The organism is Bradyrhizobium sp. CIR18 (assembly GCF_014198295.1).
GTDB lineage: Bacteria > Pseudomonadota > Alphaproteobacteria > Rhizobiales > Xanthobacteraceae > Bradyrhizobium.
Genome location: NZ_JACIHF010000002.1, coordinates 673371 through 693687, shown reverse-complemented (window position 1 = coordinate 693687; position 20317 = coordinate 673371). Strand labels below are relative to the sequence as shown.

General features: G+C 64.3%; 16 protein-coding genes. 6 read left to right on the top strand and 10 right to left on the bottom strand.

Features of this window, described 5'->3' with window-relative positions; translation table 11 throughout:
- Both GGD65_RS11845 and GGD65_RS11840 read right to left on the bottom strand, forming a co-directional pair.
- Positions 1-2694, bottom strand: coding sequence for a bifunctional acetate--CoA ligase family protein/GNAT family N-acetyltransferase (locus tag GGD65_RS11845; RefSeq protein WP_183235365.1), 2694 nt, complete (start codon positions 2692-2694; stop codon positions 1-3).
- A 66-nt stretch (positions 2695-2760) separates the two neighbouring features.
- Complete coding sequence (locus GGD65_RS11840) at positions 2761-3600, bottom strand: universal stress protein (RefSeq protein ID WP_179735634.1); 840 nt, start codon at positions 3598-3600, stop codon at positions 2761-2763.
- 194 nt (positions 3601-3794) lie between these two features.
- On the opposite strand from GGD65_RS11840, the gene GGD65_RS11835 reads away from it, so the two are divergent.
- Positions 3795-5327 carry a bifunctional aminoglycoside phosphotransferase/ATP-binding protein gene (locus tag GGD65_RS11835; protein ID WP_183235364.1) on the top strand — a complete coding sequence of 511 codons (1533 nt, stop codon included), beginning with the start codon at positions 3795-3797 and terminating at the stop codon, positions 5325-5327.
- A gap of 25 nt (positions 5328-5352) precedes the next feature.
- Entirely contained in the window at positions 5353-6324 is a 972-nt protein-coding gene (locus GGD65_RS11830) for a CHAD domain-containing protein (RefSeq protein WP_183235363.1), read from the top strand.
- On the opposite strand, the gene GGD65_RS11825 is transcribed toward GGD65_RS11830, so the two are convergent.
- A complete protein-coding gene (locus GGD65_RS11825) occupies positions 6321-8174 on the bottom strand; it encodes an alpha/beta hydrolase (RefSeq protein ID WP_183235362.1) in 1854 nt (617 codons plus the stop codon). The genes GGD65_RS11830 and GGD65_RS11825 overlap by 4 nt on opposite strands.
- A gap of 212 nt (positions 8175-8386) precedes the next feature.
- On the opposite strand from GGD65_RS11825, the gene GGD65_RS11820 reads away from it, so the two are divergent.
- Positions 8387-9115 (top strand): CBS domain-containing protein, encoded by a 729-nt coding sequence (locus tag GGD65_RS11820; RefSeq protein ID WP_092260888.1) that lies wholly within the window; start codon positions 8387-8389, stop codon positions 9113-9115.
- Positions 9116-9153: 38 nt separating this feature from the next.
- On the opposite strand, the gene GGD65_RS11815 is transcribed toward GGD65_RS11820, so the two are convergent.
- From GGD65_RS11815 to GGD65_RS11805, 3 genes are all read right to left on the bottom strand, one after another.
- Positions 9154-9612, bottom strand: coding sequence for a RidA family protein (locus tag GGD65_RS11815; protein WP_409362737.1), 459 nt, complete (start codon positions 9610-9612; stop codon positions 9154-9156).
- Between the two features lie 21 nt (positions 9613-9633).
- On the bottom strand, positions 9634-11325 hold the full coding sequence (locus tag GGD65_RS11810; RefSeq protein ID WP_183235360.1) for a benzoate-CoA ligase family protein: 1692 nt from the start codon (positions 11323-11325) through the stop codon (positions 9634-9636).
- A gap of 137 nt (positions 11326-11462) precedes the next feature.
- The gene (locus GGD65_RS11805; protein ID WP_018319244.1) at positions 11463-11981 is read right to left on the bottom strand and encodes a MarR family winged helix-turn-helix transcriptional regulator; all 519 of its coding nucleotides are present in this window, start codon (positions 11979-11981) and stop codon (positions 11463-11465) included.
- Between the two features lie 252 nt (positions 11982-12233).
- Here GGD65_RS11805 and GGD65_RS11800 point away from each other — a divergent pair, with 252 nt between their 5' ends.
- Complete coding sequence (locus GGD65_RS11800) at positions 12234-13409, top strand: ABC transporter substrate-binding protein (RefSeq protein WP_183235359.1); 1176 nt, start codon at positions 12234-12236, stop codon at positions 13407-13409.
- A gap of 30 nt (positions 13410-13439) precedes the next feature.
- Positions 13440-13898 carry a cupin domain-containing protein gene (locus GGD65_RS11795; RefSeq protein WP_018319243.1) on the top strand — a complete coding sequence of 153 codons (459 nt, stop codon included), beginning with the start codon at positions 13440-13442 and terminating at the stop codon, positions 13896-13898.
- A gap of 9 nt (positions 13899-13907) precedes the next feature.
- Here the strand turns inward: GGD65_RS11795 and GGD65_RS11790 are convergent, their stop codons facing one another.
- The 4 genes from GGD65_RS11790 to GGD65_RS11775 form a co-directional block, all read right to left on the bottom strand.
- On the bottom strand, positions 13908-15158 hold the full coding sequence (locus GGD65_RS11790) for a flavin-dependent oxidoreductase (protein WP_183235358.1): 1251 nt from the start codon (positions 15156-15158) through the stop codon (positions 13908-13910).
- A gap of 55 nt (positions 15159-15213) precedes the next feature.
- On the bottom strand, positions 15214-17565 hold the full coding sequence (locus GGD65_RS11785; protein ID WP_183235357.1) for a bifunctional salicylyl-CoA 5-hydroxylase/oxidoreductase: 2352 nt from the start codon (positions 17563-17565) through the stop codon (positions 15214-15216).
- A gap of 97 nt (positions 17566-17662) precedes the next feature.
- Positions 17663-18499: an enoyl-CoA hydratase family protein gene (locus tag GGD65_RS11780; protein ID WP_183235356.1), complete on the bottom strand. Its 837-nt coding sequence runs from the start codon at positions 18497-18499 to the stop codon at positions 17663-17665.
- Between the two features lie 43 nt (positions 18500-18542).
- Entirely contained in the window at positions 18543-19304 is a 762-nt protein-coding gene (locus GGD65_RS11775) for an SDR family NAD(P)-dependent oxidoreductase (protein WP_183235355.1), read from the bottom strand.
- Positions 19305-19499: 195 nt separating this feature from the next.
- Here GGD65_RS11775 and GGD65_RS11770 point away from each other — a divergent pair, with 195 nt between their 5' ends.
- Complete coding sequence (locus tag GGD65_RS11770) at positions 19500-20315, top strand: alpha/beta fold hydrolase (protein ID WP_183235505.1); 816 nt, start codon at positions 19500-19502, stop codon at positions 20313-20315.
- Positions 20316-20317 lie beyond the last annotated feature (2 nt).

The window sequence follows — 20317 nt, the reverse complement described above, 5'->3', positions numbered from 1 at the left end:
TCAGAGCTTCAATTTGACGTCGCAGATATCGGGCTCGGCCGGATCGGGCTTGACCTCGAAGCCGAGCTGCCGGCACATTTCGAGCATCACGGTGTTCTCCTTGAGCACGTCGCCCGAGATGACTTTCAGCCCCTCCGACCTGGCGTAGTTGATGATGAGCTGCATGAGCGCCCAGCCGAGCCCCCTGCCCTTGAGGTCGGACCGCAGCAGGATCGCGTATTCGCCGCTCTCGTAGATCGAATCCGAATGGAGCCGGACCACGCCGACCATTTCGCCGGTGGCCTCATCAAAGGCGATGAAGGCCATCGCGCGCGCATAGTCGAGCTGGGTCAGGCGCGCGATGAACTCGTGGGTAAACTCCTTCATCGGTGCGAAGAAGCGCAGGCGAAGGTCGTGCGGCGTGACGTGACGCAGGAACTCGTGGATGGTCGGCTCGTCCTCGGGGCGCATGGGACGCACGAAGATGCGCCAGTCATCCTTGAGCTTGAGGCGGCGCTCCCATTGCGAAGGATAGGCGCGAACGGCGAAATTGGCCGGGCCGGAGCCGACAAACTTCCGCTGCGGCGGGCCGACCGCGACGCGAGCGTCTACCGCGGTCACACCGGTTTCGTCCGCCAGCAGCGGATTGATGTCGAATTCGCGGATCTCGGGAATGTCGGCCGCCATCTGCGCCAGCTTGACCAGCACCATGGCGACGGCGTCCTGCTTGACGGCCGGCACATCACGATAGGCCTTTAGCAGCCGCGACACGCGCGTGCGGTCGATCAAATCGCGGGCGAGCTGCAAATCCAGCGGCGGCAGCGCCAGCGCCTTGTCGTTGATGATCTCCACTGCCGTGCCACCGCGGCCGAACACCACGACGGTGCCGAAGGTGGGATCGTCGGCGAGGCCCAGGATCAACTCGCGCGCCTTCGCCTTGACGACCATCGCCTGGACGATGACGCCGCCGATGCGGGCCTGGGGCCGCAGCTTTCTCGCCCGGGCGAGGATGTCTGAAGTGGCGGCCCGCACGGCCTCCGGCGTCGTCAGATTGAGCACGACGCCGCCGACATCGGATTTGTGGATGATGTCCCGCGACATGATCTTCAGCACCACGGTGCCGCCCTGCGCGAAGATTTCCCTCGCATAGGCCACCGCCTGCTCGACATCGGCCGCCGCATAGGTCGGCACCATAGCGATGTCGTAGGCCTCGAGCAGGTGCTTGATCTCGACAGGCTCGAGCCACTCGCGGCCATCAGCAATCGCGGCCGTGACGATCTGCCTCGCCCCCCTTGCATCCGGCACGAACGTATCGGGCATCGCGGGAGGAACCTGGCTCAGCTCCTCCACCACTTCGCGGTGCCGGACCAGATGCATGAAGCCGCGCACCGCGTCGTCCTCGGTCGGATAGTTCGGCATACCGGCACCGGAAAGGGCCTGAATGATGTGCTGATCGGCGCCGACCCAGGCCGCCAATACGGGCTTGGCCCATCGGCGGTGCTGCTCGCGATATTTGCCGACGATCTCGGTCACGGTCGTGGCGATCTCGGCGGCCGAGGCGATCGCCGTTTGCACGTTGAGGACCAGGACCGCATCATTGTCGCGATCGGCCAGCAGCACCTCCAGCGCCGCCGCGTAGCGCGAGGCGTCGGCATCGCCCACGATGTCGACGGGATTTGCACCGGACCAGGTCGGCGGCAGAGCCGCATCGAGCGTCTTGCGCACCTCCGGCGAGATAGTCGCCGGAATTCCGCCGAGCTCGACCAATCGATCGACGGCGAGGACGCCGATGCCGCCACCGTTGGTCAGGATGGCGAGACGCTTTCCCGTCGGAGATTCGACGCGGCCGAGCGTCTCGGCGCAATCGAACAGCTCACGCAGATCTGAGACGCGCAGGACACCCGCGCGGCGGAACGCCGCGTCATAGACCGCGTCCGCGCCGGCGAGCGCGCCGGTATGCGTGGCGGCCGCCTTTGCGCCCTGCGCCATGCGGCCGGATTTCACCACGACGACGGGCTTGACGCGAGCGGCGGCACGCGCCGCCGACATGAACTTGCGCGCATCCTTGATGGATTCGATGTAGAGCAGGATCGCGCGCGTCTTGTGATCCATCGCGAAATAGTCGAGCAGATCGGCGATATCGACGTCGATCTGATCGCCGATCGAGACGATGCCGGAAAAGCCGACGCCGCGCTGCGCAGCCCAGTCGACCATGCCGGCAGCGATCGCGCCCGATTGCGAGATCAACGCGAGGCTGCCCGCCCCCGGCATGTGTGCGGCAAAGCTGGCATTCAGGCTGACTCCGGGCATCATGATGCCGAGGCAGTTCGGTCCGATCAGCCGCATGCCGTATTTGCGGGCCGCCGCGATTGCAGCCTCATGCAGAGATCCCGGTCCGTGGCCGAGCCCGGCCGAGACGATCAGCGCGCCCGCCGAGCCGCGACGCCCGGCCTGGTCGATGATACCGGGAATCTCGCGCGCCGGCGCGGTGATGACCACGAGCTCGGGCACGAAGTCCAAGCCGTCCAGGTTTTTCACCGCGGCGACGCCGCCGATTTCGGCATGGCGTGGATTGACGAGGCCGAACCGCCCCTTGAATTCGGTCTTGTGGATGTTTTCCAGAACGGCGCGTCCAACGGAGACCGGACGGGCGCTCGCGCCGACGAGCGCAACCGAACGCGGCGCCAGCAGATTGTTGAGACGATAGGTTGACATGAAAGCAAATGCGCCGGGTCAGCGGCGGTTCCGATGGTTGACGATCAGGCTGGAAAGATGGCGAGCCTAGTGCGAGATCATAACCCAGCACGGTGGCTGGCCAATGACGGTCTTTGTCACACCGCCCCACACGATCTCGTTCAGGCGTGAGTGATGGTAGGCGCCCATCACGATCGCATCCATGCCGTGGGAATTCGCCCAGCTTCCCAGCACCTTGCCGATCGAGCTGCCGTTGCCGGTCACCGTTTCGAAGGAGGCATAGACCCCGTGTTCCCTGAGATGATCGACGAGAGCCGCGCCGGATTGCACGACTGCGTCATCCCTGTCCTGCGTTACCGTCACCACACGGACCACGCTGGCAGCCTGAAGAATCGGCAAGGCGTCGCCGACCGCACGCGCAGCGCGGGCAGAATGATCCCAGGCGATCATGACGTTCTCGAATTCCGGCCGCAACTGCTCCGCATGCTGCTCCGGGCAGAGCAGCAGCGGCCGCCCGGATTCGAACAGGAAAGTTTCGATGATGTGCTCCGTTCGGCTGTCGTGCGGCTTCACGGGAAACAGCGTGAGATCGCTGAAACGGGCATGCTCGGCCAGGATCGCCGCGATCTCGTCCGCCGGCACCTTGCCCGTTCGGCTCTGGGCGCGAATGTTGGCGCGGGACGCCGCATTGGTGAAGGCATTGAGGAGCTGCTGCGTGTCGTTCGCCTCACGCGAACTGCCGGCCTCCGCGGAATCGCGGTCATGGGGCAGCATCACTTTCGGCCGCTCGAAAACGTCTTCCTCGAGCGCGAGCGCCGTGATCCTGGCGCCGAGGTCGGCGGCGACGGCCACACATTTCTCGATCGCAACCAGGGCCGATCCGCGCGGCTGGCCGACAAGCGGCAGAAAGACATCCTTGATGGGCATCGGGATTCTCCTTGGCCGCCACAATAGGCCGGCTTTGGTCGAGAGGCTTGATCCTCGTCAAGCCAAGAAAACCTCGTCCAGTCCACCAGTAACTGGCGTTAACCGACGTCAAGGACTGGCCGCGATCTGCTTCTAAGGATTACCTTGGTCGGCGGACGGGCCGCCTTCCGACGCATCTGGATGTGCCAGCGGGAATGACAAACGATTCTGCGACCCAGGACCGGATCTTTGCGGCTCTAACCGATTCTGCCGTGCATCCTGACGTGAGGCGGATCGATACGCACGCAGCTTCCGTGTTCCTCGACGGCAAGCGCGCGTTGAAGATCAAGCGCGCCGTGCAGTTTCCCTTCCTCGATTATTCGACGCTCGAGAAGCGCAAGGCGGCCTGCGAGGAGGAAATCCGGATCAACCGGCCGCTGGCGCCGCAGATCTACCACCGGGTCGTGGCGATCACCGAGGAGGCGGACGGCTCGGTGCAGGTCGACGGTCCCGGCCGGCCGATCGAGTATGCGGTGGAGATGGCGCGCTTCGACGAAAACCGGACGCTCGATCATCTGGCAAAGGCCGGCCCGCTGGATGCAGCCCTTGCCTCGGCTGCCGCCGACGCGATCGTCGCTTCCCACGGCGCGGCGACACGCGCCGACGGCGACGCATGGGTCGCCTCCATCCCCGCCCTGATCCACGGCAACAGTCACGGCCTGCGGACCGGCGGCCATTTCAACGCGGCAGACGTCGACAAGCTAGGCAAAGCCTCCCACGAGGCATTTTTGCGTGTTCGTCCGCTGCTCGCAGAGCGCGGCGGTCAAGGCTTCGTGCGCCGCTGCCATGGCGATCTGCATCTCGCAAACATCGTTCTGATCGACGACCGGCCGGTGCTGTTCGACGCCATCGAGTTCGATGCGCAGATGGCAACCGTCGACGTGCTTTACGATCTCGCATTCACGCTGATGGACCTGTTGCACCACGATCAGCCAGATGCGGCCAACATCGTCCTGAATCGCTATCTCGCCGTGACGCCGGCCGACAATCTCGACGCGCTCTCGGTCCTGCCGCTGTTGATGTCCATCCGGGCGGCGATCCGCGCCCAGGTGGCCCTGGCACGGCTGAAGCCGCCGCATTCCGATGACCCCGGCATCCTTGACCAGGCACAGCGTTATTTTGACCTCGCCAGGAAGCTGATCCATCCTCCTGCTCCGCGCCTGATTGCGGTCGGCGGCCTGTCAGGCACCGGCAAGACGGTCCTGGCGCTCGCGCTCGCGCCCGTCGTCGCACCGCCCCCGGGAGCAATCGTGCTGCGCAGCGACCTCGTCCGCAAGCAGATGTTCGGGGTCGAGGACACGCACCGCCTGCCGCCGTCCGCCTACACGCCGGAGCACGCGGCCCGCGTCTACGACACGCTGGTTCAGCACGCCCGGCGGGTGCTGGCGCAGGGCCATTCGGCGATCATCGACGGCGTCTTCGCCCGCGAGGACGAACGGGACGCGATCGCCACACTGGCGCGGGAGCGCAATGTGCCCCTGAACGGCCTGTTTCTGGTTGCGGACCTCGCGACCCGGCAGATGCGGATCGGAAGTCGCCGGGGAGACGCATCCGACGCCACGCAAGAGGTTGCTGCGCGGCAAGAGCACTATAATATCGGTCACGTCGGCTGGGCGACCATCGATGCATCCGGGACACAAGCGCAGACGCTCCAGAACTGCCGGGACGCGATCGCTGAAAGCAAATAAGGCAATCTGATTGGCGCGGACAAAGATGGCGCGACCCACCACGACCTCGACGGCCGTTCGCGCCACGCCGGCGGCGCGGCGCAATGCCCTGCCCGGCCGCCTCAGCCCCGGCATGGCCTGCGATACGGCGTTCCGCATCATCGCGCGCCGTCACCTCGATGCCGTGCTCGCCCAGCATGACGGCACCTGCCGCGGCGATCCCGACGCGCTGCACCAGATCCGGATCGCATTGACGCATCTGCGAACTGCCATCCGCTTCTTCTCGCCGATAGTCGACGACGCCCTGCGCCCGAAGGTCTGGGCCGAGCTAAAATGGCTGAACGGTCAGCTCGGCATGGTACGGGATCTCGACGTGGCGATCGAGCGGATCGTCGCCGAGAGTGGCGACAATCTCGCGGTGGTCGCCGAGCTTCAGCGTTGGGACGAAAAGCGCGCCGAGAGCCACCGCCTGCTGGCGCGCGCGCTGCAATCCGCGCGGTATCGCCGCCTTGTCGAGCAGACCTCGACCTGGATCGAGAGCGGCCCCTGGTCGACCCGGCGCAGCAAGGAAGCCATACGATTGCGCCGCTGCACGCTCGCCTATCACGCGACGGAGCGGCTGACCGAGTGGGAGACGGCGCTGCTCAAGAAGGCGCGAAAACTCCGCAAGCTCGACGTCGAGAAGCGCCACAAGCTGCGGATTCTCAACAAGCGGCTGACCTATTCGATCGAGTCGCTCCAGGACCTGTTCGCCGATGAATCGCTGACGAAACAGAAATCCATCCTCAAGAAATTGCGCAAGGCGCAACGGTCGCTCGGACGATTGAACGACGATGCGCGGGGACAGGCGCTGGCGGCGTCGTTGAACGGCGCCGGCCTCGAAGCCGGCAATCGATTCCGCAACCGCAAACGGGAAAAGAAGCTGTTGCGGACGGCGTCAACGGCCTACCGCAAACTGGACAAAACCAAACCCTTCCGCTCCTCGGACCTCGCACCGAATTCCGAGCCGGAGGTTTAAGTGTGGACGTAGTCCCCTGGCGCATCGGGCAGGCCGGGAGCGTCTCCAAGCCCGATCGGCGGCGGATCGCAGGGCGCACCGGAGCGCGCCGCCAGCCATTTGGTCCATTCCGGCCACCACGACCCTTCAACGCGCGGAGCCAGCTTCAGCCATTCGTCCGCACCGACATAGGGCGCGTCCTCGGCCTTGCTCAGCACTTGATAGCTGTGGCCGGGCTCGTCGGGAGGCGCGACGACGCCGGCATTGTGACCGCCGCTGGTCAACAGGAACGTCACGTCGGCATCGACCTGATAGTGAATCTTGTAGACGGATCGCCACGGCGCGACGTGATCGGCCAGCGTGCCGACCACGAACATCGGGGCGTGAAGATCGGACAGCGAAACGTTCCTGCCGCCGACGTGATAGCGCCCGCCGGCCAGATCGTTGTCGAGGAACAGCTTTCGCAGATATTCCGAATGCATGCGGTAAGGCAGCCGCGTTGCGTCCGCGTTCCACGCCATCAGATCGCTCGGTGGCGCGCCCTCACCCATCAGATAGTCCTGCGACAGCCGCGACCAGATCAACTCGTTGGAGCGCAGCAGCTGAAAGGCGCCGGCCATCTGGGTCGTGTCGAGGTAACCGCGCTGCCACATCATATCTTCGAGAAAGGCGACCTGGCTCTCATTGATGAAGAGCGTCAGCTCTCCGGCCTCGGTGAAGTCTGTCTGGGCGGCAAGGAGAGTAACGGTGCCGAGGCGCTTATCACCGTCGCGCTCCATCGCGGCGGCAGCGATCGACAGCAATGTACCTCCCAGACAATAGCCGAGCGCATGGGTCTTCCGACCCGGCATAACGCGGCCGATCATGTCCAGCGCCGCCATGACCCCCAGCCTGCGATAGTCGTCGAAGGCGAGATCCCGATCCGTCGCATCCGGGTTGCGCCAGGAGATCGCGAACACGGTGAAACCCTGACCCGTCAGATATCTGACCAGCGAGTTCTGAGGCGAGAGATCGAGGATGTAGTACTTCATGATCCAGGCCGGCACGATCAGGATCGGCTCTGGTCGCACCTGCGCCGTGGTCGGACGGTATTGGATCAGCTCGATCAGCGCGTTACGGTAGACGACCTTGCCGGGCGACGCCGCCACCGACCTGCCGACCACAAACTGCTCGCCGTCCGCCAGTTTCGAGGCGGACAGCAGGCGCATCAAGTCGCTGCACCAGTTCTGCCAACCGAAGACAAAGTTCTCGCCGCCGCTCTGGAACGCCTTCTCCAGGACTTTCGGATTGGTCGCCGCGAAATTCGACGGCGCCAGCATGTCGAGCATCTGGCGCATCGAGAACTCGACAATGGCCTCATTGGCGTGCGACACGCCGCGCACGCCGGTCGCCGCATCCCGCCACCAGCGCTCTGTGAGCAGAAATGCCTGCGCCAGCAGATTGAACGGCGCGGTCTCCCATTGCGGTCCGCTGAAGCGGCGATCGCGTCCCTGCGGCTGGATCACAGACCACGGCTTTTGCTCCGGTGACGCCGCGTGCGCGGCGGCTTCCGCCAGCCGGCCGGTGTCGCGCAGGATGCTGCGGACAATCTCCATCTGGCGCTGCGGCGCCGCAGCCAGATGCGAACTCCAGTCGAGCCAGGCCCGCGACAAGGCCAGCGGCGAAATCCCGCCTGTGAATCGCGCCAGCATCGCGTGAAATGCGCGGTCGAGAGGATATGGCTCCGATGCAGGCGGAGGATCGGCGGCGGCAGGCATTCCGGCGGGTGTTTCGGGGCTCACCGTCGAGGCTTCGGGAGCAGCGACGGGATTGACGGGAAGAGCCTGCGCCGCCGGCACTTCGGCCCGTGGAAAGATCTGCACGACGCTCATGGCTCAATGTTCCCGAGGGGCTTCTGGTCTAGGTCGGCAGCAGGATATGACGAGGCTTCGCAGAGGCGTTGAGCTGCATCAAATCCGGGGCGCGGATCACGATTGCTTAATCAGGACGGACGGCCTCGTCCGATTGACCTGAGTCAAGCCGCACCCTGATGTCCGCGCTAGTTTTCGCGCATTGAATTTCGATAGAGCCAGCGGAGTTGTCCATGCGCGCCCACCAGATCATGACCCGGTCGGTCATCTCGGTTACCCCCGACACAAGCATCGTCGAGGCGGCAAATATCATGCTGAAGCGGCATGTCAGCGGTCTCACGGTGGTCGACGATACCGGCAAGCTGGTCGGCGTCGTGTCGGAAGGAGATTTCATCCGCCGCAGCGAAATCGGCACCGGGCGCAAGCGCGGACGCTGGCTGCGGTTCATCCTTGGTCCGGGCAAGTCGGCCAGCGATTTCGTCCACGAGCACGGCCGCAAGGTCGCGGAGGTGATGACCGACACGGTCGTCACCATCACGGAGGATACGGCGCTCGCCGAGATCGTCGACCTCATGGAGCGGAACAACGTGAAGCGGCTACCGGTGGTGCGCGGCGACAAGGTCGTCGGGATCGTATCCCGCGCCAATCTGCTGCAGGCGGTGGCGGGGCTCGCCCGCGAAGTGCGTGATCCGACGGCGGATGACGACCACATTCGCAGCCGCATCATCGACACCATGGAGAAGAACGACTGGTGCCCGTTCGGGCTGAACGTCATCGTCCGCGACGGCATCGTTCATCTCAGCGGCGTCATCACCGAAGAGCGCACGCGGCAGGCCGCGATCGTCGCAGCCGAGAACGTCGACGGCGTGAAGAAGGTGCACGACCATCTGTGCTGGGTCGACACCATGTCGGGCGTCTATCTGAACTCGCCCGAGGACGACGAGCTCGCCAAGGCCAGCTGACAAGGCAAGCTGACAAGGCGAGCTGAACCGGACGCGATTCAGCGTGGAATGACGGCGGTGGCCTCGATCTCGACGCGCGCCGCCTTCTCCACGAGGCGCACCACCTGCACCAGCGCCATCGCCGGGTAATTTGCGCCGAAGACGGCACGGTAGACCTTGCCGAGCTCCTTCAGGTTGGACAGGTACTCGTCCATGTCGACGACATACCAGGTCAACCGCACGAGGTGCTCGGGCCTCGCGCCTGCCTCAGCCAAGATCGCGGCGATGTTGCTCAAGGTCTGCGCCACCTGCGCGACAAAGCCGTCGGCAAGACGCTCTTCGGCATCCCAGCCGATCACCCCGCCCGTGACGACGATGCGCCCCTCAGCGGCCATGCCATTGGCGTAGCCCTTCGGCATCGGCCACCCCGACGGCTGGAGCACCTGCACCCGCGAGCGGGTGTCATCCTCGGCTGCTGTCGGCAGCACCGCGAGTTGCGGGCCTTTCGGCGTCGTCACGGACAATTCTTCATCCCTCTCTCATTCCGCCGCGACGCCTGAGGACGTTGCGGCGGCCTGCGCCAGTTGCCGCAGGGCAAAGCGCTTCAGTTTTCCGGTCTCGGTCTTGGGTAGTTGCGTCACGAATTCGATGGCACGCGGATATTTATACGGCGCGATCTCGCGTTTGACATGTTCCTGCAACTCGGTCACGAGCTCTGCGTCCGGTGTCACGCCGGGCGTCGCGACGACATAGGCCTTCACGATCATGCCGCGCGCCTCGTCGGGGGCACCGACCACGCCGCACTCGGCGACCGCCGGATGCGTGAGCAGCGCCGCCTCGACGTCGGTGCCCGCGATATTGTAGCCGGCCGACACGATCATGTCGTCGGAGCGAGACTGGTACCAGAAATAGCCGTCGCTATCCATCAGGTAGGTGTCGCCGGTGATATTCCAGCCGTTCTTGACGTATTTGCGCTGCCGCTCGTCGGCGAGATAGCGGCATCCGGTCGGCCCGCGCACCGCGAGGTTCCCCATCGTGCCCGGCGGCAAATCGTGGCCGTCATCGTCGACGATCTTGGCCTCATAGCCCGGCACGGGCTTGCCCGTCGCGCCGGGGCGGATCTCGTCCTCGGTCGCGCTGATGAAGATGTGCAGCAATTCAGTCGAGCCGATGCCGTCCATCAGCTTGATCCCGGTCGCCTTGAGCCAGGCGTCGAAAGTCGGCTTGGGCAGCGTCTCGCCCGCGGAAACACATTTGCGAAGCGAGGAGATGTCGCGGCCCGGCAGCTTGCCGATCATCGCCCGGTAAGCGGTCGGCGCCGTGAAGCAGACCGTGGTCTTGTATTGCTCGATTGCCGTCAGCACGTCGTCGGGCGTCGTCTTCTCCAGCACCACGAAAGAGGCGCCGATATGCATCGGAAACAGCACACCGCCGAAGCCGAAGGTGAACGCGAGCGGCGCCGAGCCGACGAAGCGATCCTTCTGTTCGGCTCGCAGGATGTTGCGCGCATAGCCGTCGCAGACCGCGAGCATGTCGCGGTGGAAATGCATGGTGCCCTTGGGATCGCCTGTCGTGCCGGACGTAAAGGCGATCAGGCAGACGTCATCTGAGGCGGTATCGACGGCCTTGAACTCCGGGCTCGCGTCAGCGCTGAGCGCTTCGAGCGAGTCCGCCGCGCCATTGCCCCAATAAACAACTCGCTTGAGAATTGGCGCCGCAGCCTTTGCCCTCTCCATCTCCTCGGCGAGCTTTCCGTCGCACAGCGCGAGCGCAATCTCCGCCTTCTGGATCGGGTAGGACAGCTCCTTGGCGCGCAAGAGCGGCATCGTGGCCACGACAATGCCACCGGCCTTGATGACTGCGAGATAGGTCGCGACCATCATCGGGTTGTTGGCCGAGCGCAACAGCACACGCCCGCCGGGGATGAGACCGAGCTTGCCGACCAGCACGTTGGCGATGCGGTTCACCAGCGCTTGCAGCTCGCGATAGGTGTAGCTGACGGCGGGACTGATGACGCAGGGCGCATCGCCATGGCCCTGCTCGACCCAGCGGTCGAGGAAATAACTGACGCAGTTCAGTCGCGGCGGATAGTGCAGCTCCGGCCGCGTGAAGATGAACTCGGGCCAGAGCTCGCGTGGCGGCAGATGCTGCCGCGCAAACGTATCGACATGGGCCGTCGCAGCGTTGCCGTCATGCGAGCCCGACACTTGAATCTTGGCGGCGTTGGCCATCGCACGCTCCTTTCAGCATGGATTGCACCCGGCAGCACGATCTGGGAAACATTTTAGGCTTAAAACAATTTGGCGCAATAGCGGATTTTGGGCATTCCGTGCTTTTTCCTGCGGCAAAAGGGATTGGGCGGCGGTGCTTACGGCCGGCGGCGCGCGGCCGATTTCTGCGCCGACGCCTTGGTCTTGGCGAGCAGCCGCATCAATTCGCGCACATCCTTCGGCGAAAGGTCGGCGAAGAGATCGGCGATCCAGGTCTCGTGCTCCGCGGCCATCTTGCGGAACTCGGCGCGACCGAGTTTCGTGAGGCGGATCACCTGGACCCGGCGATCCGTCTCCGAGGTACGACGGTCGAGATGGCCGGATTCCACGAGGCGCTCGACGAGACCGGTGACATTGCCGTTCGACACCATCATGCGCTTGGAGACATCGGACAGCGTCATGCCGTCAGGCGCCTTGTCGAGCTGCGCCATCAAATCGAAGCGGGGCAGCGTGACGTCGAACCGCTGCCGCAGCCGGCCGCGAACCTCGCCCTCGATCAGGGTGGTGCAGGTCAGAAGGCGCAGCCACAGCCGAAGCTCGTCGGCATGGTCTTCCGGCGTTTCGACGGCCTTGGTCTCGGAATCGAGCATCTCGGTGCGTTCACTCTCGGCGGGCATTGGCGCCGGCACGGATTCCCCAACATTTTGAGCTTCAAATAAATCGACGCCGGCCGCAAGTCCAAAGCTGCAACAATCGACCGCACGCCAATTTCTTTAGGCTTCAAATAATTGGCGCGCCGCTTGCATGCGCCGCTGCCCGCGGGATGACGACACTTTGAGCGCTGCTTGCCGCGGCCGCCATCATCAGCATAAGCTTGGATCAGAGTACGCGGCTTGCAACGCAAGCCCTGATGTCACGGGGGACAGATCATGAAGACGCAATTGACCTTGGCCGCAACAGCCCTGCTGCTCGGCACCGCCATGCCCCCCGCCCTCGCCCAGGAGAAGATCAAGCTCGGGGTGATCGTGACCCTGTCGGGACCCGCCGCAGCGCTTGGCCAGCAGGTTCGCGACGGCTTTGCGCTCGCAGTAAAGGACCTCGGCAGCAAGATGGGCGGCCGTGACGTCGAGGTCGTCGTGGTCGATGACGAACTGAAGCCGGACGCGGCGGTGACCAAGGTCAAGGGTCTGCTCGAACGCGACAAGGTCGACTTCGTGATCGGCCCGATCTTCTCCAACATCCTGCAGGCGATCCACCGGCCCGTGACGGAATCGAAGACCTTTCTGATCAGCCCCAACGCCGGCCCGTCGACCTTTGCCGGCAAGGACTGCAACCCGTTCTTCTATGTGACCTCGTATCAGAACGATCAGGTGCACGAGATCCTCGGCAAGGTCGCGCAGGATCGCGGCTACAAGCGCATGTACCTGATGGTGCCGAACTATCAGGCCGGCAAGGATTCGGTGGCGGGCTTCAAGCTCGACTACAAGGGCGAGATCGTCGAGGAATCCTACATGCCGCTGAACACCCTGGACTTCCAGCCGGAGCTTTCCAAGATCTCCTCGCAAAAGCCCGACGCACTCTTTACGTTCATGCCCGGCGGTCTCGGCGTCAATCTCGTCAAGCAGTACCGGCAGGCCGGCCTCGCCGACAGCATTCCGGTGCTCTCGGCGTTTACGGTGGATGAATCGACGCTGCCGGCGCAGCAGGATGCGGCCGTCGGCATGTTCGGCGGCGCCAACTGGGCGCCCAATCTCGACAATGCCCAGAACAAGAAGTTCGTCGCGTCCTATGAAGCCGCCTATAACGTCGTGCCCGGCACCTACGCCTTCCAGGCGTATGACGCCGCGATGCTGATCGACAGCGCGGTCAAGGCCGTCAAGGGCGACCTGTCGAACAAGGACGCGGTCGGGGCCGCGCTGAAGAAGGCCGACTTCACCTCGCTGCGCGGCGGCTTCAAGTTCAACGCCAACGGCTATCCGATCCAGGACTTCTACCTGACCAAGGTCGCCAAGCGTCCGGACGGTAAGTTCCAGACCGAGATCGTGCAGAAGGTCTTCGAGAATTACGGCGACCGCTACGCCAAGGACTGCAAGGCGGCGAACTAAAGCCGCGCGTCGCGTTAAGGGAGGACTTCAATGAGCAGCGAGATCACCGGCATTACCCGGGCCAACGAGGGGATCCAGGGCATTTCCTGGAACATCCTCGGTCAAACCTACGTGCCGAAGAGCAAGACCGAGCACAGCTTCTCCTGGCACGCGACATTGCCGCCGGGCACGTTCGTGCCGCCGCACATTCATCCCGACCAAGACGAATATCTCTACATGCTGGAGGGCAAGCTCGACTTCATGCTGGGCAATTCCGAGTCGCAGGCGACCGCCGGCGACCTGATCCGCCTCGGCATGGGCGTGCCGCACGGCATCTTCAACAAGTCGGAGCAGACCGCAAAGGTGCTGTTCTGGGTGTCACCGACCAAGAAGCTGTTCGACCTGTTCTGGGGCCTTCACAACATGAAGGAACAGAAGCCGGAGGACGTGGTGGCGATGGCCGCCGAGTTCAACATCCACTTCCTGCCGCCGCCTCCCGGCGCTGGCTAGCGGCAAGTCTCAAGCGCGCACCGCCGCAAGCCCCGGCACGGCGGCGAAGCCCGCCTTGGTGGCGTAACCGCGCACGATGGCCTCGCGCTGGGAGTAGCTCAGCACGTTGTCGACATTGTCGAATCCATCAGGGGCGAGCTGCTCGACGGCGTCGATGACGCCCTCGGGGCCACCGCGCCGGTTGGAGCGGACGATATCCGCCGTCATCGGCAGGCGCTTCTTCTCGTATTCGAGCAGTGCCTGGCGCGGATGCTCAGCGCGCACCAGCGCGTCCGCAAGGCAGCGCGCATCGAGGATCGCCTGCGACGCCCCGTTGGAGCCGACCGGATACATGGGGTGCGCGGCATCGCCGAGCAGCGTGACACGTCCTGACGACCAGTAGGGCAACGGATCGCGGTCGCAGGTCGGATATTCGTAGAATTCGGGCGTCGCCGAGATCAGGCTTTTGACGTCGACATAAGGCACCGAGAAGCGGGCGACGTGCGGCATCACCTCCTCGCGGCGACCCGGCCGCGACCAGTCTTCCTTCCGCGGCGGTGGCGCATTGCCCTCGCCCACCTTCACCAGCACGGCCCAGTTGGTCAGGCGGCTCGCCGAGCTCGATCCCTCCGCGATCGGATAAATCACCACCTTGGCATTGAGGCCGCCGGCCACGATCATCGATTTGCCGGTGAGGAACAGCGGCCAGTCGCGCGCACCGCGCCACAGCATCAGGCCGTTCCAGCACGGCGGACCTTCATTTGGGAACAACGTCTCGCGGACGCGTGAATGAATGCCATCGGCACCGATCAGGATGTCGCCGCGCGCGGTGTGGACATGCGCGCCGGCACGATCGAAGAAGTAAGCGGTGACGCCGCCCTCGTCCTGCGTGAAGGCGCCGAGGCGGCAGCCGGTGTGGATTGCATCCACTCCGAGCCGCTCCTCGACCGCGCGATGGATGACGGCCTGAAGCCGGCCGCGATGAATCGAGAATTGGGGCACGTCGTGACCGGCGTCGATGCCGCGGGCTTCGCGCCAGACCTCCTGGCCGTGGCGGTTGAGATAGTAAAGCTGATCGGTGCGGATCGCGACATCGTCGAGCTTCTGGAGCAGGCCGAGTCCGGCAAGCTCGCGCATGGCATGCGGCAACGTATTGATGCCGACGCCGAGCTCACGAATGGTGTCAGCCTGCTCGAAGATCTCGCATCCGATGCCACGCGAACGCAGCATCAGCGCCGTGGTGAGACCACCGATACCGCCACCGACGATAATCGCCTTCATCGCCCTTACTCCACTCGAAATATGCCAGGCAATGAGGTTAACGTCGCACGGGCGGTTACTCCGCCGCAAGCGGCTTTGTCGCCTCCGCCTTGAGCTCGGCCCGGGTCTTGGGCTTAGCCTTAATGCGCAGCTCCTCCAGATCCTGGCGGTCGCGGATGCTGTTGCGGAAAATTTGATCCTTCCCGGGCAGATATTGGGGCGGGCAGAATGCGCTTTCTGCCCCGTACCAGGCCGCCGCCCTCATGGTGAAGAACGGATCGACCAGATGCGGCCGCCCAAGGGCGACGAGATCCGCCCGGCCAGCCGCCAGGATGGTATTGGCCTGGTCCGCCGTCGTGATGTTGCCGACGCACATCGTGGCGACGCGCGCCTCATTGCGGACCTGATCCGAGAACGGCGTCTGGAACATGCGGCCGTAGATCGGCTGCGCGTCGCGGACGGTCTGTCCCGTCGAGACGTCCACGAGATCGACACCAGCCTCGGCGAAAGCGCGCGCAACCGCCACCGCATCGTCGCCGGTGATGCCGCCGTCAGCCCAATCGGTCGCGGAGATACGTACGGACATCGGCTTGTGCGACGGCCAGACCGCGCGGAGCGCCTCGAAGATCTCGCGCGGGAAGCGCAGACGGTTGTCGAGCGAGCCGCCGTATTCGTCCGTCCTGGTGTTCGTCAGCGGCGAGATGAAGCTGGCGAGCAGATAGCCGTGGGCGCAGTGCAGCTCCAGCATGTCGAAGCCGCAGCGCTCGCCGCGCTCGGCCGCCGCGACGAAAGAGTCTCGCACCGCATTCATGCCGGCGCGATCGAGCTCGCGCGGCACCTGGCTGTCGGGGAAATAGGGTAGTGGCGATGCGGAGAACACGTCCCAGCCGCCTTCGTCCAGCGGGCGATCCATGCCGTCCCACATCAGCTTGGTCGCACCCTTGCGGCCGGCGTGGCCGAGTTGCAGGCAGATTTTCGCGGCCGAATTGCCGTGGACAAAGTCCACGATGCGCCGCCACGCCGCCTCCTGCTCGTCGTTCCACAGACCGGCACAGCCCGGCGTGATCCGGGCATCGCGGCTGACGCAGGTCATCTCCGTGAAGATGAGTCCGGCGCCGCCGATCGCGCGCGATCCATAGTGCACGAGGTGGAAGTCGGTCGGCACGCCCTCTTTCGCCGAATACATGCACATCGGCGACATCACGGCGCGGTTGGCGACCTCCATCTCGCGCAGGCGGAACGGCTGGAACAACGGCACCGCCGGCTTTTTGATGTCGACGTCAAAGCCGCTGTCGCGAACCTGTTTGGCAAATGACGTCTCGACCTCAGCCACGAAATCGGGCGCGCGTAGCTTGAGATTGTCATAGGTGATCGCCTTCGAGCGCGTCATCACGCCGAAGGCAAACTGCACGGGATCAAAATTCCAGAAGCGGTCGACATGCTCGAACCAGACCAGCGAGACGTCGGCGGCGTGCTGCGTCTTCTCGACCTCCTCACGGCGGCCCTGCTCGTAGACATCAAGCGCCGCCTTGATGCTGGGAGCTTTCTCCATCGCATCGGCCAGCGCAATCGCGTCTTCCATCGCGAGCTTGGTGCCGGAGCCGATCGAAAAATGCGCGCTCGCCTTGGCATCGCCGAGCAGCACCATGTTGTCCTTGACCCAGCGCTTGCTGCGGATCATCGGGAAATTGCGCCACATCGAACGGTTGATGAGCAGCTTGTGCCCATCGAGGAACCAGCCAAAAATCTCGGCCATCCGCGCGGCGGACTGGGTCTCGTCCAGCCCCGTGAGGCCAGCCCGCTCGAACGTCTCGGGATCGGTCTCGAAGATCCAGGTCGAGTGTCCGGCCTCATACTGATAGGCGTGGGCGATGAACGGCCCCCACTCGGTCTCCTGGAAGATGAAGGTGAAGGCATCGAGCGGCTTGGTCGAGCCCATCCAGGCGAACTTGTTGGAGCGGAGGTCGACCTCTGGCTGGAAATGATCGATGTATTTCTCGCGGAAGCGGCTGTTGATGCCGTCGGCGATCAGGACGAGATCGGCATCGGCGAAGCGGGATTCGTCGTCGACGTCCACCTCGAAATGCAGGACGACGCCAAGCTCGCGGGCCCGCTCCTGAAGGATCAGGAGCAGCTTGCGCCGCGAGCAGCCGCAAAAGCCGTTACCGCCGACCCGGTGCACCGTGCCGCGGAAATGCACGGCGATGTCGTCCCAGTAGGCGAACTCCTGGGTGATGCGGCGATAGCTCGGCAGATCGTGTTTTTCAAAATTGTCCAGCGTGGCATCCGAGAACACCACGCCGAAGCCGAAGGTGTCGTCGGCCCGATTGCGCTCATACACCGTGATGTCGGCGCCCGGGCGCTGCTTCTTGAGCAGGATCGCAGCGTAAAGACCCGCAGGTCCGCCACCGATGATCGCGACTTTCATGGGAGCCTCGCCAATTCACCCGGCCATGAAACTATTTTAAGCCTAAAATAATTTCGCGCAAGTCCCCCGTTGCTGGCCGGCTCGGACAAAGACGCCGTTAGTCGCCCCTGAAGACCGGCTTGACCTTGTTGGCGAAGGCCTCGAAGGCGCGCTCGAAATCGGCCGTGGTCATGCACAGGGCCTGGGCAACGGCTTCCGCCTCAATCGCCTCCTCCACCGACATGGCCCATTCCATCGCCAGCATCCGCTTGGTCATGGTGTTGGCGAAGGTAGGCCCTTCCGCGATCTGCTTGGCCAGGACCTGCGCCTGGGACAGCACCTGCTCCGACGTCACGATGCGGCTGAAGAAGCCCCAGCGCTCACCCTCCTCCGCGGTCATGAACCGGCCGGTATAGAGCAACTCGGAGGCGCGGGACTGTCCGATGATCCGCGGCAGGATCGCGCAGGCGCCCATGTCGCAACCGGCGAGGCCCACCTTGTTGAACAGGAACGCGACCTTGGTCCCGCTTGCCGCGAGACGCATGTCCGAGGCCATGGCGACGATCGCACCAGCCCCGGCACAGATGCCCTCGACCGCGGCTATGATTGGCTGCGGGCAGGCGCGCATCGCCTTGACGAGGTCGCCGGTCATCCGCGTGAAGGCCGTCAGCCCCTTGGTGTCCATCTTTACCAGCGGGCCGATGATCTCGAACACGTCACCACCGGACGAGAAATTGCCGCCAGCGCCGGTGACGACGATGGATTTGACCTCGTCGTCGAAGGCGCAAGCGCGGAAGAAATCGGTCAGTTCCCGGTAGCTTTCAAACGTCAGCGGATTCTTTCGTTCGGGTCGGTTGAGCGTGACCGTCGCGACGCCGTCGACCACCGCCAGCACGAAGTGCTGCGGCGAATAGTCCGCGAGCGGAATGGTGACGGGATTTGCTGGTCTGCTCATGCGATCTCCTTGGCTTCGTTGTTCCGCGCCTGCGCCATTCACGCTAGACCTCGCCCCCGGCCACGGCAATCGCCTGCCCGGTGATCGCGCCGGCGCCCTCGCCGCACAACCAGAGCACCGCGTCTGCCACTTCCCGAGGCGCGATCAGGCGTCCTTGCGGATTGTGTTTCGCAAGCTCTGCGATCGCCTGCTCGCGACTACGCCCCGTCTTGTTCATGATGTTCTCGATGCTGCCCGCGACGAGATCGGTGTCGGTAAAGCCGGGACACACCGCGTTCACGGTGACATTGCTTCCGGCCATCTCGATGGCAAGGGAGCGCACCAGACCGATCACGGCATGCTTGGCCGCGCTGTATGCGCTGACATAGGCGTAGCCCTTCAGCCCCGCCGTCGACGCGACCGCGACAATTCGGCCATAGGGACGATCTTTCATGCCCGGCAGCACAGCACGGGCGGCGTGGACCACGCCCATGAAATTGACATCCATCATGCGCGCAAAAAGAGCGGCGTCAGACTTCGCGAATGGCGCCGATTCGGCGCTGCCTGCGTTGGCAATCAGGATATCAATCGGCTGCCGCGCGCTGGCCTCGCTAATAGCGGCCTTCAACGACGTTTCGTCCGAAACATCGGCAACGGCCGCAAAATGCGCGGCGCCGGCGTCGACCGCCTCCGCAAGAGCCGCGGCATTCCGGCCAAGCACCGTCACGATGGCCCCGGCACCGACAAGAGACGCCGCGATCGCGCGGCCGATGCCGCGGCCACCACCGGTCACCAGTGCGTGCGGCGAGTGCGGCAATCCGGACATGCGCAGGCTCCCTCGGATCCAACGATCGTTCCTCCGATATATTTTAACCTTCAAATTTTTGCAACGAAAGCGGCGCTCGCCACGGCAAACGTCACGGCACGAGAGGGCGGCCCGAAAATTGCTTTAAGTATAAAATTATCGCTTCCCATCCCCCACAGGCCTGTTAGCATCAAGGGCCAAGCAAAAGGATGTCGCGTGTCGCAGCCTGCGCCAATGATAACAAAGGACGGACGCTTCGCCTATGAAGCCGCGGGCGATCCGAATGCGACACCTCTCATCTTCCTGCACGGCATCGGCGGTGCAGCGCGGGCCTGGCGGCGGCAACTTGCCACGTTCGGCGGCGGCTTCCGCGCAATTGCATGGGATATGCCGGGTTACGGCAGATCGGCGCCGCTCGCCAGCGTCAGCATTGCTGCCCTGGCGGAGGCGCTCCAGCAATTCATCGAACAACTCGGCGCGGCCAGACCCATCCTGGTCGGTCACTCGATCGGCGGCATGATCGTGCAGAAATGGCTGGTGCAATCACCGAAACCGGCACGCGCGGTCGTGCTGGCGCAGACCAGCCCCGCCTTCGGCAAGGCCGACGGCGAGTGGCAGAAATCGTTCATCGCGGCACGGCTCGGGCCGCTCGATCGCGGGGAGACGATGAAGTCACTGGCGCCCTCGCTGGTGAAGGAGCTTGTCGGCGACGATCCCGATCCGAACGGGATGGAGCTTGCATGCGAATGCATGGGGAGCGTGCCCGAAGCAAGCTATCGTGCCATGATGCTGGCTCTGATCGGCTTCGATCAGCGCAGCACGCTTGCGAATATTTCCGTCCCCACGCTGTTGCTGTCGGGTTCCAAGGACAACAATGCGCCCGCGCCGATGATGGCAAAGACGGCGAGCTACATCCCTGGTGCCGAATATGTCGAGCTCGCCGGCGTCGGCCATCTCGCCAACCTCGAGCGCCCCGAGGCCTTCGACGAGGCCCTCGGCCGGTTCCTGAACTCTCTCGCGACCAAAGCGTAAGG